This window comes from Neobacillus cucumis (assembly GCF_016908975.1).
Classification (GTDB): domain Bacteria; phylum Bacillota; class Bacilli; order Bacillales; family Cytobacillaceae; genus Neobacillus; species Neobacillus cucumis.
Genome location: NZ_JAFBEX010000033.1, coordinates 1 through 23,176 on the forward strand (window position 1 = coordinate 1; position 23,176 = coordinate 23,176).

General features: G+C 38.6%; 20 protein-coding genes. 1 reads left to right on the top strand and 19 read right to left on the bottom strand.

All coding sequences use genetic code 11. The features are described 5' to 3' along the window. Positions 1 to 148 precede the first annotated feature (148 nt). The 3 genes from JOC76_RS26610 to JOC76_RS26620 all read right to left on the bottom strand — a co-directional run bounded on the left by JOC76_RS26610 (position 149) and on the right by JOC76_RS26620 (position 2,038). Entirely contained in the window at positions 149 to 661 is a 513-nt protein-coding gene (locus tag JOC76_RS26610; RefSeq protein WP_205181824.1) for a GNAT family N-acetyltransferase, read from the bottom strand. A gap of 428 nt (positions 662 to 1,089) precedes the next feature. Then, positions 1,090 to 1,818, bottom strand: coding sequence for a hypothetical protein (locus JOC76_RS26615; RefSeq protein WP_205181825.1), 729 nt, complete (start codon positions 1,816 to 1,818; stop codon positions 1,090 to 1,092). Positions 1,819 to 1,915: 97 nt separating this feature from the next. Continuing rightward, a complete protein-coding gene (locus JOC76_RS26620) occupies positions 1,916 to 2,038 on the bottom strand; it encodes a YjcZ family sporulation protein (protein ID WP_205181826.1) in 123 nt (40 codons plus the stop codon). Positions 2,039 to 2,865: 827 nt separating this feature from the next. Here JOC76_RS26620 and JOC76_RS26625 point away from each other — a divergent pair. After that, positions 2,866 to 3,036 carry a hypothetical protein gene (locus JOC76_RS26625; RefSeq protein ID WP_205181827.1) on the top strand — a complete coding sequence of 57 codons (171 nt, stop codon included), beginning with the start codon at positions 2,866 to 2,868 and terminating at the stop codon, positions 3,034 to 3,036. A 73-nt stretch (positions 3,037 to 3,109) separates the two neighbouring features. On the opposite strand, the gene JOC76_RS26630 is transcribed toward JOC76_RS26625, so the two are convergent. The 16 genes from JOC76_RS26630 to JOC76_RS26705 all read right to left on the bottom strand — a co-directional run bounded on the left by JOC76_RS26630 (position 3,110) and on the right by JOC76_RS26705 (position 22,946). Continuing rightward, entirely contained in the window at positions 3,110 to 4,018 is a 909-nt protein-coding gene (locus JOC76_RS26630; RefSeq protein ID WP_205181828.1) for an AraC family transcriptional regulator, read from the bottom strand. 134 nt (positions 4,019 to 4,152) lie between these two features. After that, positions 4,153 to 5,094: a sugar phosphate isomerase/epimerase family protein gene (locus JOC76_RS26635; protein ID WP_205181829.1), complete on the bottom strand. Its 942-nt coding sequence runs from the start codon at positions 5,092 to 5,094 to the stop codon at positions 4,153 to 4,155. Between the two features lie 30 nt (positions 5,095 to 5,124). After that, positions 5,125 to 6,147: a Gfo/Idh/MocA family protein gene (locus tag JOC76_RS26640; protein ID WP_205181830.1), complete on the bottom strand. Its 1,023-nt coding sequence runs from the start codon at positions 6,145 to 6,147 to the stop codon at positions 5,125 to 5,127. 166 nt (positions 6,148 to 6,313) lie between these two features. Then, positions 6,314 to 7,744, bottom strand: coding sequence for a sugar porter family MFS transporter (locus tag JOC76_RS26645; RefSeq protein ID WP_205181831.1), 1,431 nt, complete (start codon positions 7,742 to 7,744; stop codon positions 6,314 to 6,316). Positions 7,745 to 8,139: 395 nt separating this feature from the next. Continuing rightward, on the bottom strand, positions 8,140 to 9,168 hold the full coding sequence (locus JOC76_RS26650) for a LacI family DNA-binding transcriptional regulator (RefSeq protein WP_205181832.1): 1,029 nt from the start codon (positions 9,166 to 9,168) through the stop codon (positions 8,140 to 8,142). Between the two features lie 371 nt (positions 9,169 to 9,539). Beyond that, positions 9,540 to 10,961, bottom strand: a complete 1,422-nt coding sequence (locus tag JOC76_RS26655) for a sugar porter family MFS transporter (protein WP_205181833.1) — start codon at positions 10,959 to 10,961, stop codon at positions 9,540 to 9,542. 208 nt (positions 10,962 to 11,169) lie between these two features. Continuing rightward, the gene (locus tag JOC76_RS26660; RefSeq protein WP_205181834.1) at positions 11,170 to 12,369 is read right to left on the bottom strand and encodes a Gfo/Idh/MocA family protein; all 1,200 of its coding nucleotides are present in this window, start codon (positions 12,367 to 12,369) and stop codon (positions 11,170 to 11,172) included. Between the two features lie 57 nt (positions 12,370 to 12,426). After that, positions 12,427 to 13,368 carry a sugar phosphate isomerase/epimerase family protein gene (locus JOC76_RS26665; protein ID WP_205181835.1) on the bottom strand — a complete coding sequence of 314 codons (942 nt, stop codon included), beginning with the start codon at positions 13,366 to 13,368 and terminating at the stop codon, positions 12,427 to 12,429. A 314-nt stretch (positions 13,369 to 13,682) separates the two neighbouring features. Then, positions 13,683 to 14,591, bottom strand: coding sequence for an AraC family transcriptional regulator (locus JOC76_RS26670; protein WP_205181836.1), 909 nt, complete (start codon positions 14,589 to 14,591; stop codon positions 13,683 to 13,685). A 335-nt stretch (positions 14,592 to 14,926) separates the two neighbouring features. Beyond that, on the bottom strand, positions 14,927 to 15,823 hold the full coding sequence (iolE, locus tag JOC76_RS26675) for a myo-inosose-2 dehydratase (RefSeq protein WP_205181837.1): 897 nt from the start codon (positions 15,821 to 15,823) through the stop codon (positions 14,927 to 14,929). Between the two features lie 155 nt (positions 15,824 to 15,978). Further along, positions 15,979 to 16,998: an inositol 2-dehydrogenase gene (gene iolG, locus JOC76_RS26680; protein WP_205181838.1), complete on the bottom strand. Its 1,020-nt coding sequence runs from the start codon at positions 16,996 to 16,998 to the stop codon at positions 15,979 to 15,981. An 87-nt stretch (positions 16,999 to 17,085) separates the two neighbouring features. Beyond that, positions 17,086 to 18,093: a LacI family DNA-binding transcriptional regulator gene (locus JOC76_RS26685; protein WP_205181839.1), complete on the bottom strand. Its 1,008-nt coding sequence runs from the start codon at positions 18,091 to 18,093 to the stop codon at positions 17,086 to 17,088. An 81-nt stretch (positions 18,094 to 18,174) separates the two neighbouring features. Continuing rightward, positions 18,175 to 19,155 carry a sugar ABC transporter substrate-binding protein gene (locus JOC76_RS26690; protein WP_205181840.1) on the bottom strand — a complete coding sequence of 327 codons (981 nt, stop codon included), beginning with the start codon at positions 19,153 to 19,155 and terminating at the stop codon, positions 18,175 to 18,177. A 111-nt stretch (positions 19,156 to 19,266) separates the two neighbouring features. Continuing rightward, positions 19,267 to 20,268: an ABC transporter permease gene (locus tag JOC76_RS26695; protein ID WP_205181841.1), complete on the bottom strand. Its 1,002-nt coding sequence runs from the start codon at positions 20,266 to 20,268 to the stop codon at positions 19,267 to 19,269. A gap of 4 nt (positions 20,269 to 20,272) precedes the next feature. Beyond that, complete coding sequence (locus tag JOC76_RS26700; RefSeq protein ID WP_205181842.1) at positions 20,273 to 21,781, bottom strand: sugar ABC transporter ATP-binding protein; 1,509 nt, start codon at positions 21,779 to 21,781, stop codon at positions 20,273 to 20,275. Between the two features lie 169 nt (positions 21,782 to 21,950). After that, positions 21,951 to 22,946 carry a Gfo/Idh/MocA family protein gene (locus JOC76_RS26705; RefSeq protein ID WP_205181843.1) on the bottom strand — a complete coding sequence of 332 codons (996 nt, stop codon included), beginning with the start codon at positions 22,944 to 22,946 and terminating at the stop codon, positions 21,951 to 21,953. Positions 22,947 to 23,176 lie beyond the last annotated feature (230 nt).

Below are 23,176 nucleotides of genomic sequence, written 5' to 3' on the forward strand. Positions count from 1 at the left end.
TCAGACGCTCCTACCCTTTTAAAAAAGTTGAATGAGCTGCGTCTATTTAAGTGTTGCCATTTTTCGGTCCTTACAGAAGTTAATTTTCATGGTAGCTTAATTACATTTCTTTACAAGCTTTTATAAAAATTAAGAACTGAAAAATCAGCTATTGTTCAATTAAGTTATAACGCCAATTATTGCATCGCATAAAGTTTCCTGGGGGATATTCAAATTCGCATTCAGAGATAAACTGAAAGTCGAGCTTCCGGCAAATTGCATTTGAAGATGAATTTTCAATCGATGGGAATGCGTGAATATATTTATATTTGTTCTGAATAGATGCTTCTTCAATTGCTAACTTTACCGATTCTGTAGCTATTCCTTTCCCTTGATAAGAGGGTAAAACGCTCCATCCAGTTTCATATACACTCTCATTATTCAAAGTAGTTTGCCAATAACCCACAGAACCTACTGGTTCTAATTCTGGTAATAATTTAATGCTGAACATACGTCCTCGATTACCAAGCTCAAGATAACGTTTATGTCGATTCAAAATCTGCTCTTTACTCTCTGGACCTCCGAGATGCTGCATCATTTCTGGAGCGTTTATTAGAAAAAGTAATTCAAGGTCATTATCCTCCCAAGGCTTTATCTGAATGGTATGGTTACTTGCTCCCAAATTTTCTTCATCCCCTCACTACTTATTATTTACTCTTTCTTTACGAAAGCTAAAAATCCTCTTTTTAATGATATTGTTGTTTAATTAAACTGCCCAAGCCCACTTCACCTAGCTACATACACGTTCAGGCTACTACCATTTCGTGCATGTAGGAGTATCAGATAACTCGTTTCAGCTCAACATGACGGCTTTCATTCCAGGTTTAGATTAATCAGTTGTAATACCATTTCGGCAATCCTCCTATTTCGTGCTTCGGCACTTATAAGAAAACGTTTCGCACAGGACAATTCTTCACCATCTACTTTGTAAGTTTAATCAAAATAAATGAAGTTCAGATTAAACAAAACCTAAAAAAGTGATTTGTATAAAAAATAATTTAATGTTATTAAAATCTTCATATATCACACAAATAATTATAATTTAGGCAATTACCCAAGACCTTTCTTCCGGGAATGAATATGCTCTAAAGTAAGATTAAATGAGGAGGATAATTGTGATTCCATATATAAATGAATATTATATTGCTTATCCAACAGATGAAAGGATTTATCCTGGCTTTGGTCTGGGTGGACCAGGCTCAGGTTATGGTTTTTATCCTGGTTTGGGATTTGGTGAACCTGGACTGGGTTTATGGTTTTATCCCGGAATTGGATTAGGCGGACCAGGCTCAGGCTATGGTTATTTTCCTGGTATCGGTTTTGGAGCACCTGGCATTCCACATCTATACCCACCATACCCAGTGCAGCTTCCAGCTCAACCACATCCACCACAGGGAGTGCAGCTTCCAGCTCAACCGCATCCACCTCAGGGAGTGCAGCTTCCAGCTCATCCGCATCCACCTCAGGGAGTACAGCTTCCAGCTCAACCGCATCCACCTCAGGGAGTGCAGCTTCCAGCTCAACCGCACCCACCACAGGGAGTACAGCTTCCAGCTCAACCACATCCACCTCAGGGAGTGCAGCTTCCAGCTCATCCGCATCCACCTCAGGGAGTGCAGCTTCCAGCTCATCCGCATCCACCTCAGGGAGTGCAGCTTCCAGCTCAACCACATCCACCTCAGGGAGTGCAGCTTCCAGCTCAACCGCATCCACCTCAGGGAGTGCAGCTTCCAGCTCATCCCCGTCCACCACAGGGAGCACTTTATTAATTACAATCAAGTCAAATCTCCATAGACTTCCCCTTACACATACATCTTGCTGATGAATGTTTCAGACACAAAAAAAGCCCACTTAAGGGCTTTTTTTGTATTTTTAATTAGTACCAGACCGTTGCTCCTACAATAATCAGCAAGATAAACAAAACAACGATTAAAACGAAACCACAGCCGTATCCCCAACCGCAACATCCGCCGTATCCGCCATAACCATATCCAAACAATTCATTTTCCTCCTTTCCTGTTCGCTTATCCAGTAACCTATACAGAAACAATCTAAAGGAACTACTCGTTGAAGATATTATCAAATTTTTAAATTTAAAAAATTAAGGGTGTCTGAACAAATTGTCATTTTATGCAGTATCCTTCAGCCATAAATCAAAAACCTTCAAATTCCCAACAAGAAACAGGCGATTCTACTCGTGTAGAAACACGCCTGTTTCGCAGAAGTTTCTGTTCCTTTTTATTTGAACGGCAAGTTTATTAGCAAATTTTAATACGGGTAGTGGTGGTGGTGGTACGGATAGTGGTAGTACGGATAGTGTTGATGATAGTACGGGTAGTGATGATGGTAGTACGGGTAGTGTGGGTGCGGATGCGGATAGCCTGGAGCTCCAAAACCAAGTCCTGGTGCAACACCAAAACCTGATCCTGGTCCACCTAAACCAACCCTCTCATTATAGGCGTTAATCATACAAGCATTCATCCTCCTCATTTCATTTTACATTAGAGCATATGCATGTTTGGGTAAAAGTTCTTGGGTATTTGTCTAGAATTATAGAAATTAAAGGGCAAATGCCTCATCCTCGTCGATTGCATGTGAAGCTCATCTGCTAAAATCAAAGATTTAAAGAGTTAAAAATTTGCATTCATTCATTATTTATTGAACATGTAAAAAAAAGAGAAATAGTAAGAATAACTCATATTTACACGTTTTCATGATGAATGTCAGCGTTTTTTTCATACATGTTTTCGTTTTCATCATGATTGCTAAAGAGACTCACAAGGTCCATTATTAAATTAACCAAATTATTCCTATGGAGGAATCATGATGAAAAGAATAATGGAATTCCTTAAACATACAATGCAATCTTTTAACAATTCAATGGATCATTATGGAGAGGCAAGGATCGTTTTTTATGAAAGTATGTCTGATTTAAGTAAAACAAAAATAATCTCATCTAACAAAGCCTATACAAAAAAACACGGAGCGGCCCTCTAGACCATCTCCGTGTTATGTTATTTATTTATTTTTAAGTTCAGCAACAGCATTTTTCTTACTCATCAAAGTGGTGTCAATTAGCACAAAATATAGTTGTTTTTTCATCCACAAACACTGAACGAAAACGTCCAGGTGAGATCTGCATCATCGTAGTAAAAACACGAGTAAAATATTGGACAGAAATAAAACCGGTTTCCTCAGCAATTTCTTTTAATGATAAATTCGACTTCTTAAGTAAGGTGACAGCTTTTTTGATTCTTTCATCCAAAACATACTTGGAATAACTTACGCCTAACTCTGACATAAATATTCGTGATAAATGCCTTCCTGATATGTGCAAATGTTTAGCTACTTCTGTCAGTTTTAAGGGACTTGATAAATTATCATGTATATATAATTTTGCTTGAGTCAGGAGTAAAGAATATCCCTCTGGAACCATGCGTTGTTTCATATGATTTAATGGTGGAACAAAATTTTCTATTATAGAAAGGATAAGGGAATGTGCCATGCTTGATAGCATTTCTTCGAAAAAAGAATGTTCTTTCATTGTTGCTTGGATCAGCAACGATTTCCAAAGTAAAGTAGTGGGTATATCATCACTATGATGTAAAACTACCACCTGTTGTTGTTTAGCCGCTTCTATAATCCTTATCCATTCTTCACTTGATTCAGATTCCATTAATTCAAATGCAACATAGAGTAGGAATAGACCTTCCTCACTTTTTATTTGATGTAAAACTTCTGGCCGTGATAAAAAAAGTGTGTTCTTATGGAGCGGATGACTACTATTATCTTCTATATAAGTTCCTTCCCCGTCAACCACAAAGCAAACTTCAAAAAAGGAATGTTTATGTAATGGATTGTCATAATGCTTCGGCATTACTCCCCAATAATGCACTTGAAAAGACGCACCATTTTGATTTAAATGATGAACATATTCATTCAGCGAACTTTTTCCAGATACAAATTTATTTAAATCCAACAAGAGCACTCCCCTTCAAAGATATAAATACTGAATGTCCCACCTAAAAAAGTAGAGATGTCATGACCATCTCTACTCTATTAGGTGTAATTCTATTTTAATAACTCCATCTAAATCGAGAATAAAGGTTAATCTCAAAAACTAAGAGTTTGTCTTAAAGCATCCACTGATGTTCTGATACCTGCCTCAACGGACATTGTTAGATCTTCCATTTCAAGTGACACTTCACCGTTATATCCCATCATGCGAACAACAGAGAAGAATTCTTTCCACCATTGCAAGTCCCGGCCGCAGCCGACAGCCACATAATTCCATGCTCTATTTGCTATATCCGTAACTTCTTTTGTTTCCAATACGCCATTTATAGCAGATAAATGTCTTTCAAGTCTTACATCTTTACCGTGAACATGGTGAATGGCAGCTCCTAATTCTCTTGCTGCAATGATTGGATCTGCCCCCATCCAGATTAAATGGCTTGGGTCTAAATTCAAACCAACCATAGGTCCGACTGCATTCCGCAATCTAAATAATGTTGCTGGATTATAAACTAATTGCGAACTAAAATTTTCCAGGGCAATTTTTTCAACACCGCATGATTCAGCTTTTTTCACTAACTCTTTCCAATATGGGATAGCTACTTCATTCCATTGATAATCCAAAATCTCTTTTAATACAGGGGGCCAGCTGACTGTATAAGTAATCCAGTTAGGGATTTTATCTTCCGGGCTTCCTGCCGGCAGACCGCTCATCATAATGACCTTCTTCACACCAAGTAAACCGGCTAATTCCATTGTTTTTTCAGTTACGTCTCGGTGCTCTTTGCCAAGTTCACCTGGATCTAAAGGATTCCCGGAACAATTCAATGCGCAAAGCCTAATATTCCGCTTTTCTAATTCACCTAAAAATTCACTTCTTTTTGCTTCACTTTCCAGCAATTCATTTAAACGCAAATGTGGAGCCGGTGACCAGCCTCCCGTTGTCATCTCAATAGTATCAATACCCATTTCAGCGACAGTATCTAACATTTTTTCAAAAGGCAAATGGCCTAAGCTATCCGTTACATATGACAATCTCATGTTAAAAACCTCTCTCAATCTAGTTTATTTTTATGCCAAAACTAAGCTATTTTTATATAAAGCTGGACATTCATCCAGTTGAATTTGTACACGTTCCCCGGTATCTCTTGCCTTTGAACAAGCCGTAGAAGTAATCGCCGCCACATATCCATCCCAAGCATTAGGTCCATTTAATTCATCTGCTTTCACGGAATCAACCCAAAGCTGAAACTCTCTATCATATGCCTTTACAAAGCGATCCTTCCAATCGGATGATACTTTTGTAAAATCTTTCCCTTCCGTACGAACACTTGAAAAAGCTGGATCGGTTAGAGATACCATTCCATTTTCACACATTACTTCACATTTGATATCATATCCGTAATGGCAATTTACAAAGATTTCAATATCAATATGGATGCCCGACTCTGTTTCTAAAATGACAATCTGAGGATCATGTAAGTCCTTATGTGCACTTGAGGTTCTTTTTGGCAATATCACTTGTGCCGCTACATAGTTCTCTTTCAGTAACCATCTTAATACATCAATTTCATGAACAACTGAATTTTCAACAGCCATAGGGGTCGTATAGCTTTCATCTACGCCAGGATTTCGGTGAGCACAGTGAAGCATTAATACTTCTCCAAGTTTTCTATTATCAAGCAATTCTTTTATTTCTTCGTATCCTTGGTCATATCTTCTCATATATCCTACTTGAACTAATTTTTTCCCTAGTTTTATTTCTTCATCAACGATTCTTTTACAGCCCTCCACTTCAACAGCTAAAGGTTTTTCACAAAATACATATTTTTTATTTTTTATAGCTTCTAAGACGTACCCCTCATGTGTTGGATCCCAAGAGGTAACGACTACTGCATCAACCTCAGGCAATCTGATTAGCTCTTCTCCAGATTCGACAAATTTAGCTCCAACCTCTTGAGCAATTTGTTGCGCTCTTTCCACATTAATATCAGAGACTGCAACGACCTTTGCTCCCTTTGTTTTATATGTAAGTCTTTGAATATGATCCATCCCAATTGCACCTGTACCAATAACTCCAATCTTTAATTCCACAATAAACACTCCTTATTAATAATTTTCTTATATTAAGCACTTTCCTATAAAAAATCTCACTAGTATTTTTATAGGAAAGTTAGCAATCTATCAAACACAAGATTTTTGTAGACGCATACATATTTATATGTAACTCGCCTTTTTTCTTTTTAGACAACAGAAGTTGTTATTTTGATGCTGCAGTTTTCTCATCAACATGAACTTCATCATAGGTGCGGAAATAACTTTCAATCTCCTCAAGAGAGCGACCCTTTGTTTCAGGCATCGTTTTCCAAATAAAAATGATAGATACCAACCCTATTGCCGCGAAAGCATAGAATGTTCCTGATAAACCAACTTTTTGGATTAGAATTGGGAACAAGAGACCAATGACGAAATTGGTTATCCAGAGAAAGAAAACGCTGATCCCCATGCCGAGACCTCTCAGTCTTAACGGGAATATCTCTGAAAGTGAGACCCATAATACCGGTCCAATGGCTCCTTGCATGATTGCTAGAAACGTGACGGTCAGGGAAAGGATTACATATGGAAGGGATTCATTCCCTTTCAGAAGGGAAGAAAACACCCCAATAAGTAAAAGTACCGTTGTTGTTCCAGTTAACCCCCATAACATCATGGATCGACGTCCCACTTTTCCAAGCAGCCAAATTCCGACGAAAGTTGCCAATACCGAGATGACTCCATTTGCAACATTACCGATAAGAGCGGCCTTTGTAGCAAACCCTGCTTCTTTCAGAATTTCGGAACCATAATACATAATCGAATTGACGCCTGTAAGTTGTGACGACATGGCAATTCCAATCCCAAGAACAACGATGCGTCGCACCCAAGGCACGTTTAAATCTTTCATTGTTGCTTTCTGGATTTCAGATTCTGTAGCAATTGCAGCTTTAATTTCTTGCAATTCTGCTTGGGCCCTATTTTCTTCACGTACTTGTTGGAGGACACGTAATGCTTCCCCTACTTTGCCATGCGCAGCCAACCAGCGCGGGCTTTCAGGTACGATTAGCATTCCAAACCAAAGGACAACTGCCGGAAGTGTTGCTACTACTAGCATGTAACGCCAAACATGATCATTTTCTCCTAGTGTTGAAGCAATCGTGGCATTAAGAGCAAAAGCTAGAAATTGTCCAGTTACAATCATTAACTCATTCTGAGTAACCAACCTGCCCCGCCTTTCGACTGGTGCCATTTCGGCTAAAAAGGTTGGGACTGTAACGGAGGCTCCTCCGACAGCCAGGCCAAGTAGAAAACGAAAAACAAGCATAATACCTGCATTGGGTGAAAAGGTACATCCTAGCGCTGCAATAAAGAATAATAATGCCAGACTAAGAATATTCTTTCGTCGGCCGTTACGGTCTGACAGCCTACCGCCAAACACTGCCCCAAGCGCAGCTCCGAGAAGAAGTGAACTCGTAACAAGTCCTTCTGTTAACGGAGTAAGATTAAGCTGGTCGGGTTTCGCCATATATGGAAGTGCACCGTTGATGACACCCGTATCATATCCAAACAGCAGTCCCCCGAATGTCGATACTAAAGTAATAATCCGTAAAAATGCCTTTGGAGTACGCCCCTTCTCAGTTACCTGATTTGCCATAAGTATTTCTCCCCCACATTTTAATGTTAAATATGAACTTTCGAGCCATTTATGTATGATTCTTAGGGTCTTCTTAGGCTCCATAACAATGATTTTTTTAAAATAAAGCTAGCTATTTTGACCACAACACATACGATACAATCAAACAATCATGATTACCCATCAAAGTATCCTTCATCATTGCGCATACGCTTGCATTTTTGATTTTAAAAAAACGGTTAATTTAATCATGCCTTTTTACTAGTTTTCATAGATATCCTTCTAATTAGCTTCGTTTAATGCATACGGTTGCATTTTGCTCCTTAAAAAATAGTAAGTTACTAATTTTCATCTATTAGAAGAATCTTAGGGGTTTATGCATACGCTTGCATTGTTAAGAGAGAAAAAGGAGTAAGTTAGACTTTTCCTCCGCAAGAATCTCTGATCACTAATGTAGGACTAATTTCTAGTTTTTGTTTCATGGTGGATGTCGAATTTAGTTTCTCTAATAACCGTTTACATGTTAGTGTGGCAATTTCTTTTATAGGTTGATGGATGGTAGATAGATATGGTTTATAGAAAGTACATAACTCAATATCATCAAATCCTATAACGGCTATCTCATTAGGAACCTTTATATCCTGTTCCTGCAATGCCGAGATTGCCCCCAGTGCCATCAGATCATTCTGAGCAAAAATGGCTGTCACATCTTTTAAAATATCCGCATTTTCCTTTATCAAATGGTACCCCGATTGAAATGTCGTGTCACCATAAAATAATTTCTCATCATCATACTGAAGATGATGGTCTCGAAACGCTGCTTTAAAGCCTTCAGTCCGTTGTTCAAACTCGCCGCCGCTGATATTAGCTGACAAACACATGATGTTCCTATGCCCTAGTTTAATTAAGTGATCACCCGCAATATACCCACCTTTATACTGATCAACACAAACAAAATCTACATCCTTTGTTTTATAAAAGGGTGGTAAATACTTGCAGAATATGAAAGGAACTTCCGTTTTTTCTAGTGCTTCTATGGATTTATCATCTAAAGACGGCTCCATAATAATCAGTCCATCTACTTTCTTTGCAACAATGAATCTTTCGATATTATTTTGTTCTGTAAACCTGTTCTCAAAAAATGAGCTAATAACATCCATTTGCATCTGTTCAAGAGTTTCGATAATTTCATTCTGCCATGAGCTAAAGTACACTTCTATACCCTGTCCAAATAAACTCTTGGGTAAGATGACACCTATTGTATTGGTTTTATTCGCGCTTAAGCTTCTTGCATTAGCATTAAATTGAAAGCCATGCTCTTGTGCGATTTTCCAAACTTTTCTCTTGGTCTTCTCTGAAATCATGGGACTGTCATTTAAACATCTGGAGACAGTAGATTGACTTACATTTGCCATTTTTGCAATATCTTTCGTGGTGATTACCATAATAGCATTTTCGCCTCTTTATGATCTATTTTTATTAGACTACGCATACGTATGCGCTTTTGATAATAGTTTATACTATTCAGTCTATAAAATCAATAAAGAGTTCACTTTATCCAGCCCCCCTCTCTAGCAATTTTAAAGAAAAGTGATTCAACAATTTACTTTTTGGTTAACTGTTGAATAATCTATGGGTAAATATTAATATTAAAAACGTTTTCAGTCAATAGTTGTTTTCAAAATTTATCAAAAAATTTAAAAAGGTCCTTTTCATGAAGACGTTTTTATTGTCTGCACGAAAGGGACCCTATTAAATGAACATGTATACGTTTAACTTTGAAACGTATACAATCACATGCTCCAATACTACTATTCTATGCCTTCATTTTAAAATTTTCTTCTATTTGTTCAAGAGAAAGACCTCTTGTCTCTGGTAAGTTTTTCGCTACAAACACGACCCCAATAAACCCAAACACAGCAAATAAGAAGAATGTTCCTGAAAGTCCGAGTGTGTTTAAAAGAGTAGGGAACAGTAGTCCTACTATAAAATTACAAAGCCATAAGAATAATGTAGCAATTCCCATCCCAACACCACGTATGCGAGCAGGAGAAGTTTCAGCAATAATCAGCCATCCTAAAGGACCAATTGCCCCTTGGAAGAAGGCTAAATATAGAACTGTCAATGATAATACGACAAATGGCAAGGCAGGTGAACCAGCAAGTGCGAAAGTAGAAATGCCAATCGTAATTAAAACAACTGTTACACCCGTTAAGCCTGTAAGCAGCATGGACCGTCTGTTAACTTTGTTCGTGAGGGACATACCAACGATTACCGCAACAACAGCGATTAAGCCATTTGCCACGTTGGCAATCAAAGCTGTTTTGGTTCCAAAACCGGAACTTTCAAGAATTTGCGTTCCGTAATACATAATCGAGTTAATACCAACTAACTGAGATATGGATCCAATGATAACTCCTATTAATACCATCTTTCGAATCCAAGGTATTCTTAAATCTTTTAGTGATCCTTTTTCCATTTTTTGCTCTGCTTGGATATGTGCTTTTATTTCATTTAATTCTTGTTGGGCGATACTCTCATGACGAATCATTTGAAGCACTTTTAGTGCATCAGCCATTCTTCCTTTTGATGCTAACCAGCGAGGACTTTCTGGTAAAATAACCACGCCAATCCATAAAGCTACTGCTGGTAATGTTGCAATGACTAACATGTAACGCCAAACATGTCCTGTATCACCAAAGACATTTCCGATAACGGCATTAAAGATATAAGCTAGAAACTGCCCCGTTACGATCATCAATTCATTTCGCGTAACCATCATGCCCCTTCGGTCCGAAGGAGACATTTCTGCAAGATAGGATGGGATGATTACGGAAGAACCACCAACAGCAAGCCCCAGCAAAAAGCGGAAAATAATCATGATGGATGCATTTGGTGCAAGAACGCAGCCTATGGTTGAAAATAAAAATAAGATAGCTAGATACATAATGAGGCTTCTGCGTCCTTTTTTATCAGATAACCGGCCGCCCGTTATGGAACCAAAAGCAGCACCTAAGATTAATGAACTCGCTACTAGCCCTTCTGTAAAAGCATTAAGATTTAATTGGTCTGGTTTGGCCATAAATGGAAGTGCTCCATTAATGACTCCTGTATCATATCCAAATAATAGCCCCCCAAAGGTTGATACAGTCGTAATTAATTTCAAGAACTTTTTTGGGTTCTTTTCCTGAACATGTTCCAGTTGAACTGGATTCTCTGAAACGTTGAGATTTGGCATGTTAAATATTCCCCTTTGTCTAATTGTTTTTTTAACAAATTTCTTCTGACAGATTCTTTGATGAAATCAGAATGGAATTCGGGATTATTTTAAAACGCTTTCATTTTGTGTAAAAAGATAAAAGATATATTTTATTCTAACCGGGGAACAAACTATGGTAATTGTCCCCGGTCCTAGAGGTCATTCTTTTATAACGATGCTGTTTAATTTACACTAGCTGAGGTTTTTTGCTTTCGTATTCCACCCAAACGGATCCATTGTCTGCAGAGCGCACACAGTTTTCAATCCAGCGAATCCCTTCAATTCCAGCATTAATATCAGGGTATACGAGATTTTTCAATGTTTCCTCATCACCGCGATTTTTGGCATCAATGGCAATGGCAAATTTCAGATAAATATTTGCCCAAGATTCGGTTAATCCTTCTTGATGCAATGCACCTAAACGCTCATCCGCATTACATGTTTCATCCAAGTATGGCATGGCACGAATTAAGGTTTGAATAGGTTCTCCCTGCACTTCGTATCTAAGTTCATTTGGTTTGCTATCCCACCATTCTAGGCTTGCTTTAGAGCCAACAATGCGAATTCTGTGACCGTCCATACATCCTGCATTGATCGAAGATGTCCATAGTCTGCCTACTGCACCATTTTCATATTGCATCATAACAAAAGCATTATCCTCTAGAGGGTAACGGCTTCCAACAAAGCTCTGCCGATCACATAATAATTTTTTAATCTTCATTTGCGGCATAATCAATTCGGACATATAATAAGTGTGCGTGGATAGGTCTCCCAAAACAAAGCTTGGTCCAGCAACCTTAGGATCCACACGCCATTTTTGGGCAGCATTTGTTCTATCCCCTTGTTCAGTTGCACTAAAACCATGAGTGTACTGTAAATCAACCACACGAATATCACCAATTTTGCCTTGTTCAATCATTGCTCGCATTTGAAGTAGCAACTGATTTCCAGAAAAACCATATGTAACTCCGACAATTTTTCCTAGTTTTTCTGCTAGAGCTTTAATCTCCTCACCTTCTGCCACGGTAAAGAACAAAGGTTTTTCACAAATCACATGTAAACCGGCTTCCAATGCTGCTTTCGTAATTTCATAGTGGGTTCCGTTAGGAGTGGCAATGGATACAACCTCAATACCATCCTCACGTTTCGCTTCTTCTGCAAACAATGTTTGATAATCAGGGTAACAACGGTTTTCATTTACTCCAAGATTGACACCAAAGTCCTTGCCTCTTTCAGCATCAATATCAAAGGCACCTGCTACTAATTGAAAAGCGGTATTATCTCTTAGTGCACCAATACGGTGTTTGTAACCAACCTGTCCCGTTCTTCCGCCTCCTACCATAGCCCAGCGTAGTGGTCTTGCAATCTTTTTCTCTCCATTTAACATCGTAAAAACTCCTCTCAATTAAACAATTTTTATTTGATTTCAGAAATTTCTGTGAAATTAAAAGCTAAGTGTTTGTTTTAAAGCATCAATCGACGTTTTAATTCCTGCCTCAACGGACATGGTTAGATCTTCCATTTCCAAGGAAACTTCACCGTTATAGCCCATCATGCGTACAACAGAGAAGAATTCTTTCCACCATTGCAAATCTTGACCGCAGCCGACAGCTACATAATTCCATGCTCTATTGGCTGTATCGGTCACCTCTTTTGTTTCCAATACACCATTAACAGCTGATAAATGTCGTTCAATTCTTACATCTTTACCATGAACATGGTGTATCGCTGCTCCCAGTTCTCTGGCTGACAAGATTGGGTCAGCACCCATCCATATTAAATGGCTTGGGTCTAAATTCAAACCAACCATAGGTCCAACGGCATTCCGTAATCTAAATAATGTTTCCGGATTATAAACCAACATCGAACTGAAATTTTCTAGGGCAATTTTTTCAACACCGCATGCTTCCGCTTTTTTCACTAACTCTTTCCAATATGGGATTGCGACTTCATTCCATTGATAATCCAATATATCCTTTAAAACTGGAGGCCAGCTCACTGTATAGGTAATCCAGTTAGGAATTTTATCTTCCGGGCTTCCTGCCGGCAGACCGCTCATCATAATGACCTTCTTCACACCAAGTAATCCGGCTAATTCCATTGTTTTTTCGGTTACTTCTCTGTGCTCTTTGCCAAGCTCACCTGGATCTAATGGATTCCCGGAACAATTTAATGCGCAAAGCTTAATATTCCGCTTTTCTAATTCTCCTAGAAATTCACTTCTTTTTGCTTCACTTTCCAGCAATTCGTTTAAACGCAAATGTGGAGCTGGTGACCAACCACCTGTTGTCATCTCAATGGTATCAATCCCCATTTCAGCCACCGTATCCAGCATTTTTTCAAACGGCAAGTGGCCTAAGCTATCTGTTACATATGATAATTTCATCGAATTCTTTCCTCCTTGTTATGATCGCTGTGTATGAATAAATCAATTTTTAACTACAAGTGTTTGTTTTTACATATAAGGACATCTTACAAAATAACTAGTTTCCAGAGAATTCGTTTTCATTTTTTCATGTCTTTATTTTTCAATGAATCACCTTCTACGATATTGGAATGACCTTGTTTACATAGCTAATTATATAAAAGGAGTCCAGAATAGTAATTAAATTTTAAAGACATGTTTTTATACTTTAAGGACATCTTTGATTTAATAATTTATTTTTCAATACAAAAACACCCCCAACATAAATGGAGGTGTCAGCTATGTGAATATGTAGTTGTATTTTTGTCTACAAAGATAGATCGAAACCTTCCTGGTGATGTTTGCATCATCGATGTAAACACACGGGTAAAATAATGAACATTCATAAAACCCGTTTCCTCCGCAATTTCTTTTAACGATAAATTCGATTTTTTGAGTAAAATCATGGCCTTTTTTATTCGTTCATCTTGAACATACTTTGAAAAACTGACTCCCAATTCAGATACAAAAATTCGTGACAAATGTCTTCCGGATATGTGTAAATGTTTGGCTACTTCTGTAAGTTTCAAGGAATTTGATAAGTTATCATGAATATATAACTGCGCCTGTGTAAGGAGTACTGAATGCTGTTCAGGATCATGTTTATGATTACTCCTATTCAAAGCGGGAACAAAGTCTTGCAAGATCGAGAGAATAAGAGAATAGGCAATAGTTGAAAGCATTTCTTCAAAAAACTCATTATGGCGCTTTGTCGCCTGGATAAGCAGCGATTTCCATAATAAGGCTGTTTCCATTTCATCACTACCATGTAAAATGACTTCGGTGCATTGTTTGGCAGTCTCCATGATTTTAATCCAGCTTTCATTCGACTCTGATTCGAGAAGGTCAAAGGCAACGTATAAGAGAGACAGCCCCTTTTCGCTTTTTATTTGGTGCAAAATTTCAGGTCTCGATAAAAAAAGTGTATTCTCTTGAAGAGTAAAGGTATTTTGGTCGTCTATGTAGGCTCCTTCCCCCTCCACTACATAACACACTTCGAAAAAAGAATGTTTATGTAATTGATTGTCATAATGTTTTGGCATGACTCCCCAATAATGAATTTGAAAAGAGGCGCCATTTTGGTTTAAACGATGAACATAATCATTCAAAGAAGTTTTTCCGGATAGATATTTATTTAAATCCAATATTAGCACTCCTTTCCAAAGTGTTGTAAACGCTTAATATTATTTCAATTAAAACTGAATAGCCTTAGGGACTAGTCGACTTATCTTAGTTATTCAATTTTTATAGTCTATTGATCTCTTCATTATTCCGTCTTCTCTTGTACACTTTTTATATAGTTTAAATACATTCTAGACGCCAGCCATATTTTTTTCAATAGATTCTTAGACGAATCATGTTGCAGATTCCCCTTGACGCACCTCAAGGAAGAACCCGTTAAGAGTTCTTCCTCAGCCCATACTCATCACTATCGTTCTATTATGAAATGTTATTTTGACATGAGAGATATTTTTTCCCTTTACAGCCCTGCAGTTTCTCGGATGTACTTCCTTGCTTTCACAGCATATTCAAATGGATTGGCAATGGCCGGATCCTGTTCGGCCTCGACTACAAACCATCCTTTATAGTCTGCTTCACTTAACACTTCAAATACTGGTTTGAAATCAATAACGCCGTCTCCTGGTACGGTGAAAACTCCTGCTTTTACTGCCTGCAAAAAGCTCATTTTTTCACTATGTACTTTTTCCACAACATCCATACGGACATCCTTTAAGTGAACGTGATGGATCCGATCAACGTATTTTTTTAACACTGCCAAATGATCCTCGCCGGAGAAAACCAGATGACCTGTATCGTAAAGAAGGGATACCTTTTCGGGGTCGGTTCCTTCCATTAAGCGGTCTATTTCTGTTGTGGTTTGCACACCTGTCCCCATGTGGTGATGGTAGACAATTTTCATGCCCTTTTCAGCGGCCAATTCTCCAAGGCGAGACAACCCATCTAACAAACGCTTCCATTCTTCTTCAGTATTTACAGGTTTATTTTCAAATAGCGGTGTCTCCATTTGGCCTTGGATGCTGTTGCCTTGCTCTGAGACAACAATGACTTTTGCGCCCATTTCATGAAGAAAATCACGATGTTCGATAAAAGCTTTTGCGGTTTCATCAAAGGGTTTTGAAGTTAAAAAGGAACTAAACCAAGCACTTGCAATCTCTAATCCTCTTAATGAAAGGGCCTTTTTTAAAACCTCTGTGTCTCGCGGATACTTGTTTCCCACTTCACTTCCAGAAAAACCGGAAAGCGCCATTTCACTTATGCATTGCTCGAAGGTCACTTCACTTCCGAGTTCAGGCATATCATCGTTCGTCCAGCCGATTGGGGCAATCGCCAACTTTACTTGATTTGCGTTAAACATTGTCTTATCCTCCATCATTCATTGTCCTGTGTTTTTCAATATTGACCTATTAGGTTCATTGCCTTGTAGGTTAATAGAAAACTTCCTAACTGCATCAGATTAAACGGATGGCTTTTCTACTATTAGGAGGTTCGTAGTTTATTTCTTTATTTCTATTAAATGACTGGAGCAGCCTGATTTAATTGAACAGGGGCACCCTTTTCAAGCGATTCTTTTGCTGCCTTTGCAATTTTTTGAGCTTGTAAGCCATCAAATCCTGTGCAGGCAACTTCTGTATTTTTGAGAATAGCGGAAGCAAATTCTACCACTTCATCGATATATGCTTGATTGTAACGCTCAAGGAAAAAGTAAAGCGGCTTTTCTTTCGTAACACTCTCTGCTGTTGATACTTCAACATTAGTGGCACGATTGTTATCGGCTTGTGCTGCCCCTTTGGCACCGAAAACCTCAAGGCGCTGATCATACCCGTACACTGCCTGACGGCTGTTATCAATGACTCCTAGTGCACCATTTGCAAATTTCAATGTAACGATAGCGGTATCAATATCACCAGCTTCACCGATTGCCGGATCCACCAACACTGCTCCGGCAGCAGATACCTCAACAACTTCACTACCCATTACATAACGGGCCATATCGAAATCGTGGATCATCATATCCATAAACAATCCACCGGAAGCCTTCACATAGTCAACACCTGGTGGCTCTGGGTCACGAGATGTAATTTTTAAAATATGAGGCTCGCCAATTTGGCCGTCTTTCACAAGTGTTTGAATTTTGCGGAAATTCGGATCATAGCGGCGGTTAAAACCAATTTGCAGTTTTACACCGGCTTTTTCAACAACTGCCAATGCCTCTTCTGTTTCCTCCACTGAAAAGCTAACCGGTTTTTCACAAAAGATATCTTTGCCAGCTAGAGCTGCTTCTTTAATGATAGTAGCGTGTGTATTGGTTGGTGAACAAATGAAAACGGCTTGAATTTCCGGATCATTTAGCAACTCATGATAATCCGATGTTAAAAACTCAATTTGTTTTTCTTTCGCCCATGATTCAAGGTGATCTATAAAAACATCTGAAACACTTTTAATGCGAATTTGTGGTATCTTTCTTAAATTATCTACATGTAATTTCCCAATCCGACCTGCGCCAATTATTCCAATTGTTAATGTTGTCATGAAATGATTCCTCCAAATAAATATATTATAGGGTTAAGCGCTTACCCAAAATAAAGGAAAATCCGACCTCAACCGGTTGGTTTTCCTTTATTTATTTTTTAAGCTTCTTACAGAATTACGTTCTACCAGCATGGGTGAGAGCATGATCCGCTGCTGAGGCATCATTGGGTCTTTCATTAATTTTAAGAGCTGATCAATCGCATAGTGGGCTAATTCTTCCTTCGGCTGAGCAATTGTTGTTAAACCTGGGTCTGCTAATTCAGCGTAAATCGTATTATCAAAGCCAACAATTGATAAATCTTGCGGAATACGAATATTTACTTTCCGTGACTCATTAATAAGGATAGCAGCAATCAAATCTGTTGAGGCAAACACTGCAGTAGGTCTATCCTTTAAAGAAAATATTTTCCTTGCTGCGATTTTTGCCTCGTCAATTGTAGACATCGCGTTGACCGTCCATTCTTCCTTTAACGAAATCCCTTCACCAGCTAACGACTGTTTGAATCCCTCTAAACGCATGCGCCCGCTGGCTCGATTTAATTCGGCTATGATCGCAATATCCGTATGTCCTTTATCTAATAAATAACGGCCTGCCATATATCCGCCTCTTACATCATCAGTAGTCACAATGTGTGATGAAAAACGGAGGTTATCAATTGAAAACATTAAATGGGGTATATTTTTTCTTTGTAGATTTTTATATACCTTCCAATCCTCCTGCTCTGTTGCGATAATGATTCCGTCAACTTGCTTTTTTAATAAAAGATCCAAATATTCCTTTTCGCGCTCAATCTGGTAATCTGTACTGCACATCATAATTGCATAACCCATCTCGCGGGCATTGTTTTCCAACGCCCGCCCAACTTCTGCAAAGAAGGCATTTGAAATATCAGGAACAAGAACTCCAATCGTATAGGTTTGCTTTCCTGTTAAGGCCGCTGCAACACTGCTTGGTTGATAATCAAGTTCCCTCATTATTTCAGTCACTTTTTTCCTGGTTTTTTCACTGATCCGACCTGAATTATTCACTACCTTTGATACGGTTGCAATGGAGACCCCCGCCTTTTCAGCTACATCGTAAATCGTCGGCTTCATCCACTTTCAAACTCCTTCTAAACTGTCCTATTCTGATACCATTTTACCATGAAGGAATTTTGGGGGTAATACCAGGACTAATTATTTTGAAATACTCTTTAAGAAATCAAGTTGTTTTTGAGCATTATCCTTCGTAATAACTTGAATTCCACTGTCGATACGGTTTGAGATTTTTTTGCCATCAGCTACTTTTAAAGCATTTTCAACACCTTGGTATCCCATATTATATGGACTTTGTGCAATAGTACCAGCAAGACCGCCGCTAAGAATGGATTGAACTGCTTCTTGAGTTCCATCAGTACCGATTACTTTAATATCCAAGTGTTTTGCCTGAACCGCACGCAATGCTCCAAGTGCCATATCATCATTAGCTGCAAATACACCTTTTACATCACTGTGTTTCTCAAGAATATTTTCCATTACAGACAACGCTTTTGCTTTGTCGCTATCCCCAGGCTGTTGCGCAACGACTTGTATTCCTTCTTTAATAAGTTCGTTCTTAGCACCTTTAATCCGTTGGTCAGTCGCAGGGTTACCGAGTGCTCCTGCAATAAGGACCACCTTATCACCTTTGTGAAGCATGGAACCAAGCAATTTACCTGCTTGAGCACCTGCTGTTGCATTATCCGTTCCGATGAAGGTAGTTTTGCCATCAAATGAAGCGTCTGAATCAATTAAAAGCACCGGTATTTTCGCTTTTACTGCACTAGTTAATACTGGTACCACCGTGGTTGGCTGCGATGGTGATACAACAAGTGCACTTGGTGACTGGCTGATTTGGTCTTGAATCATGTTAACTTGTTCCATAACTTGTGATTCAGCTGATGGTCCTACTACATTTACATTAACACCCAGCTTCTTACCTGCTGCCTCAGCACCAGCCTGGACATATTGCCAATAAGGGCTTGATAATGTTTTTAATACAACAGTGACGCTTTTATTACTGTTATTACTTGCCGATGCGCTGGTGCTTTTACTAGCACTTGATGAACAACCGGCGATAAATGTCATGCAGGATAAGGCTACAGCAGCACCAACTATTTTGATTTTCTTCGTATTCATTTATATATTCCTCCACTTTTCCTGTTTTTAATGATGTTTTATGATTACCTCATAGTGATTAAGCAGTCGCGTTTTGTATAGATATTTGTCGACAAGCTAGAAACAAATGAATTACTTTTTCTTTGCTCTGCGTTGACGGATTACGTCCACATAAACTGCTGCAATGATAACAATACCGATTACAGCCATTTGTGAGTCTGCAGAAACGTTCAGAAGATTTAAACCATTACGAAGAACAGCAATGGTTAATGCACCGATTAATGTACCGGAAACTGTACCAACCCCTCCAAAGAAACTAGCGCCACCGATGATAACAGCTGCAATCGCATCAGATTCATAGTTAAGTCCTGCAAGTGGGAATGCTGAGTTAACACGTCCTACCATTACTAACCCTGCAAGACCAGCCATCAAACCACTTAATGAATAAACGATCATCAGCACGCGATCTACCTTGATCCCTGATAGGCGAGCTGCTTCTGGATTACCACCAATCGCATAAATATAGCGGCCTGTCTTTGTTCTTGTAAGGAAAATATGAAAGATTACATAAACAACAATTACTAGAAGAAAGCTTACTGGAATCGGACCCACGAATTGATTTCCTGCAAATTGAATCATAAGCGGGAAACCGGCAATTGGTGCAGCTGCAGTTACAATAAGTGCGATTCCACGGCCTATAAATTGTGTTCCAAGAGTTGAGATGAATGGATGTGGTAAATGAAGTTTTGTTAATAAGATTCCATTTATCCAGCCGAAGAAAGTGCCAACACCAAGACAAACAATGATACCGATAATCGGATTCATGTGCATGTTAACGGTTACAATCCCCATAATCATGATTGATACTGCAAGAATGGCACCTACTGACAAGTCAATCCCTGCAGTCAAGATTGCCAAAAGCATTCCTATGCCAAGGAGAGCATTAATGGAAGACTGACTTGCAATATTCATGAGGTTATTAATCGTTAAAAACTTATCTGATAGGGAAGTAAGGATTACAACCAAGATGATAAGAGCTAATAGAGGTCCCAGCTTACTGATTACTTTTTTAAATGTGTTTTTTTCCTTAGTTAATTCGGTTTCTGATTTTGTTACTACCTGAACTTGACTCATTTTTTCATCCTCCTGTAGCCGCTTTCATTATTCTTTCTTGTGAAGCTTCTTGAATCGGCAGATCTGCCGTTAATTTTCCTTCACTCATAACTAACACTCGATCACACATCCCAAGAATTTCAGGAAGGTCTGATGAAATCATTATGACAATAGAACCGTTTTCAACTAACTGGTTCATTAAACGGTAGACTTCGACTTTAGCACCTACGTCAATTCCTCTTGTCGGTTCGTCAAAAATAAATACCTTTGCCTGGGTGCATAACCACTTGGCGATAACAACCTTTTGCTGATTTCCTCCACTTAAGTTCCGAGAGTGAAGTTCAATGTTACCTGGACGAATTTTTAGCTCTTTCACATAATTTACTGCTTCTCTACGCATTGCTTTTAGATCGAGCAATCCTGTATTTCCTTTAAACTTATCCATATTAGCTATGGCCATATTAAAGTCAAGCGTCATATCAAGCAACAGGCCTTCACTTTTGCGATCCTCTGTTATAAAGGCAATTCCTGCGTTGATAGCGTCTCGTGGAGATTTAATTCGGATTTCCTGGCCATCAATAAAGACCTTCCCGCCTTTATGGTGATCAACACCGAAAATCGCTCTGGCCAATTCGGTACGTCCTGCACCAACCAGTCCTGAAATCCCTACAATTTCGCCATATCGAACTGAAAAATTGATCGGCTCCTTTGTGCCTGCTACTACTAAATTTTCAACACGGAATCCTTCTTTTCCCAGTTTAAAGGATTGCTTTGGAAACTTTTCATCCAGCGAACGTCCTACCATTAATTCTATCCAGTGGTCGGTTTCAGTTGTTTTTACTGGTAAAGTTTCAATTTTGAATCCATCGCGCAGAATGGTAATCCTATCACCAAGGTGCCTAATTTCTTCAAGACGATGGGAAATGAAGATAATCCCAATTCCTTTTTTCCTAAGTTCTTCAACAACCTTATATAACTGTTCTACTTCCTGGGCGCTTAAGCTGGAAGTTGGCTCATCCATAATAATTAATTTCGCATCCAGTGCGATCGCTTTCGCAATCTCAATCAGCTGCTGTTGCCCAATGCCTAGTTTCCCAAGCTGTTCATCAGCAAGTTTTGGGTTCTGGCCAAGCAACTCCAGACAGCGCTCTGCTTCTTTTCGCATTGCTCTGCGGTTAAGTAAGGACATTTTGCCGCCATGTTTTAATTCTCTTCCAAGAAAGATATTTTCATATACTTTTAGTTCTGGAATAACATTCAGTTCCTGATAGATTGTCGCAATACCTAATGCCATTGAATCAACCGGGTTATTTAGGTGAACCAGGTTCCCTTCCCAATAAATTTCTCCAGCATCCTTTTGATATGCGCCTGTTAAAATTTTGATTAAAGTTGATTTGCCTGCTCCGTTTTCTCCAAGTAACACATGAACTTCACCAGCTTTTACATCGAGGTCGATCCCCTTTAGGACATGGTTTTGATTGAAGCTTTTTTTAATTCCTTTTATTTCGAGGAGGCTCCTTGTATGTACAACCATATCTGATCCCCTTTCTTCGTTTCCCCTTAACTATAACGAAAATTAATTAGGGTAAGCGCTTTCCCTTTGTTTAGAATTATACCATTATATTCCCAACATGCAATAATATTTTGAATATTTTTTGAACGTATTTTGGATAAATGTTGTAAAAACTTAAAAAAGTACTTTACTAATGATTAATATTTGTCATAACAGACCCGTTCGACAATGACCAGTAGGCTTTTTCCAGATAGCGTGCCATTTGAAGGGAGTGAACTGAATTATAAACTGGATTTTCCCTGCTAAGTATACAGTCTTGAAAATGTTCAACTTGTCTTAAATATTGATCATCTTTCAATCTTTCAAAAAGAATAACATTATTATTTTCATCTCTGACAGTAACTTTTCCAAATTTATCATCAGAAACGTCAGGTCGAAAAGAGGAATCTACCGTTATGGAACCTTTTGGTCCAATTACTTCATAGCGATTAATAAATGGAAGTTCCATCGAAGCGGACACTTCAGCAATTCGATTTTGTTCGTCTTTTAAAACACAAACGGAAGTTGTATCAACACCATATTCAGGATGAATCTTTCCGCTCATGGAGATTTGAATTGGATTAAAGTCGATTATTTGAGTTACTGCATGAAGTCCGTAGCATCCTACATCCCTCATAGCACCTCCACCCAATTCCTGATTTAATCGAATATCCCCCTGATCCTCGAGCATCCATGAGAAATGGGCTTTGATATGGCTATACTCACCGATGACTCCCGAGTTGAGTAACTCTTTTGCACGGTTATGTTGACGATGAAATTGATACATAAATGCTTCCAAAAAAACTACGTTATTTTCTTGTGCAGCATGGTGGATTGATTCCATCTCGGCTTCCGTTAATGTAGCTGGCTTCTCAAGAAGAACGTGCTTGCCATTTTTCATTGCTTTTACAGCCCATTCAGCATGCAACGAATTTGGAAGTGGAATATACACAGCATCAATGGAAGAGTCCTCAATTAGCTGTTCATACTCCTGATAAACAATAGGACAATTAAAGCGCTTAACCTTTTCAGAACTCTTTGAAGCAATAGCAGTTACCACTGCACGGTTTGAACGGCGTAAAGCCGGAACAAGCTCATCGTATGCTATATTGGCTGCACTTAAAACTCCCCATCGGATTTTCCTCATAGCTTTCCTCCTTATTTTAAATCTATTAAAAAATAAATTATTATAAATTCACCAGGTTAAGCGCTTTCCTTTTTAATAATAACCTCTCATAAGAGATAATTCAATATTTATTTTTTAAGTATTGGAAATCCTTCGAAAGTTTTATTGGAATAATAAAATAATAAGAACATCTGGTCAAAAAGCAGCCGTTTATTGTAAATATCATTAGCCTTTTGCCCTCTTGAATATCC

Coding starts and splice junctions, on each gene's coding strand:
- JOC76_RS26635 (WP_205181829.1), bottom strand. CDS start 5,094: ATGAGATTGTCATATGTAACGGATAGCTTAGGCCATTTGCCTTTTGAA.
- JOC76_RS26665 (WP_205181835.1), bottom strand. CDS start 13,368: ATGAAATTATCATATGTAACAGATAGCTTAGGCCACTTGCCGTTTGAA.
- JOC76_RS26645 (WP_205181831.1), bottom strand. CDS start 7,744: ATGGCAAATCAGGTAACTGAGAAGGGGCGTACTCCAAAGGCATTTTTA.
- JOC76_RS26685 (WP_205181839.1), bottom strand. CDS start 18,093: ATGAAGCCGACGATTTACGATGTAGCTGAAAAGGCGGGGGTCTCCATT.
- JOC76_RS26700 (WP_205181842.1), bottom strand. CDS start 21,781: ATGGTTGTACATACAAGGAGCCTCCTCGAAATAAAAGGAATTAAAAAA.
- iolG (WP_205181838.1), bottom strand. CDS start 16,998: ATGACAACATTAACAATTGGAATAATTGGCGCAGGTCGGATTGGGAAA.
- JOC76_RS26625 (WP_205181827.1), top strand. CDS start 2,866: ATGAAAAGAATAATGGAATTCCTTAAACATACAATGCAATCTTTTAAC.
- JOC76_RS26705 (WP_205181843.1), bottom strand. CDS start 22,946: ATGAGGAAAATCCGATGGGGAGTTTTAAGTGCAGCCAATATAGCATAC.
- JOC76_RS26690 (WP_205181840.1), bottom strand. CDS start 19,155: ATGAATACGAAGAAAATCAAAATAGTTGGTGCTGCTGTAGCCTTATCC.
- JOC76_RS26650 (WP_205181832.1), bottom strand. CDS start 9,168: ATGGTAATCACCACGAAAGATATTGCAAAAATGGCAAATGTAAGTCAA.
- JOC76_RS26655 (WP_205181833.1), bottom strand. CDS start 10,961: ATGCCAAATCTCAACGTTTCAGAGAATCCAGTTCAACTGGAACATGTT.
- JOC76_RS26660 (WP_205181834.1), bottom strand. CDS start 12,369: ATGTTAAATGGAGAGAAAAAGATTGCAAGACCACTACGCTGGGCTATG.
- iolE (WP_205181837.1), bottom strand. CDS start 15,823: ATGTTTAACGCAAATCAAGTAAAGTTGGCGATTGCCCCAATCGGCTGG.
- JOC76_RS26695 (WP_205181841.1), bottom strand. CDS start 20,268: ATGAGTCAAGTTCAGGTAGTAACAAAATCAGAAACCGAATTAACTAAG.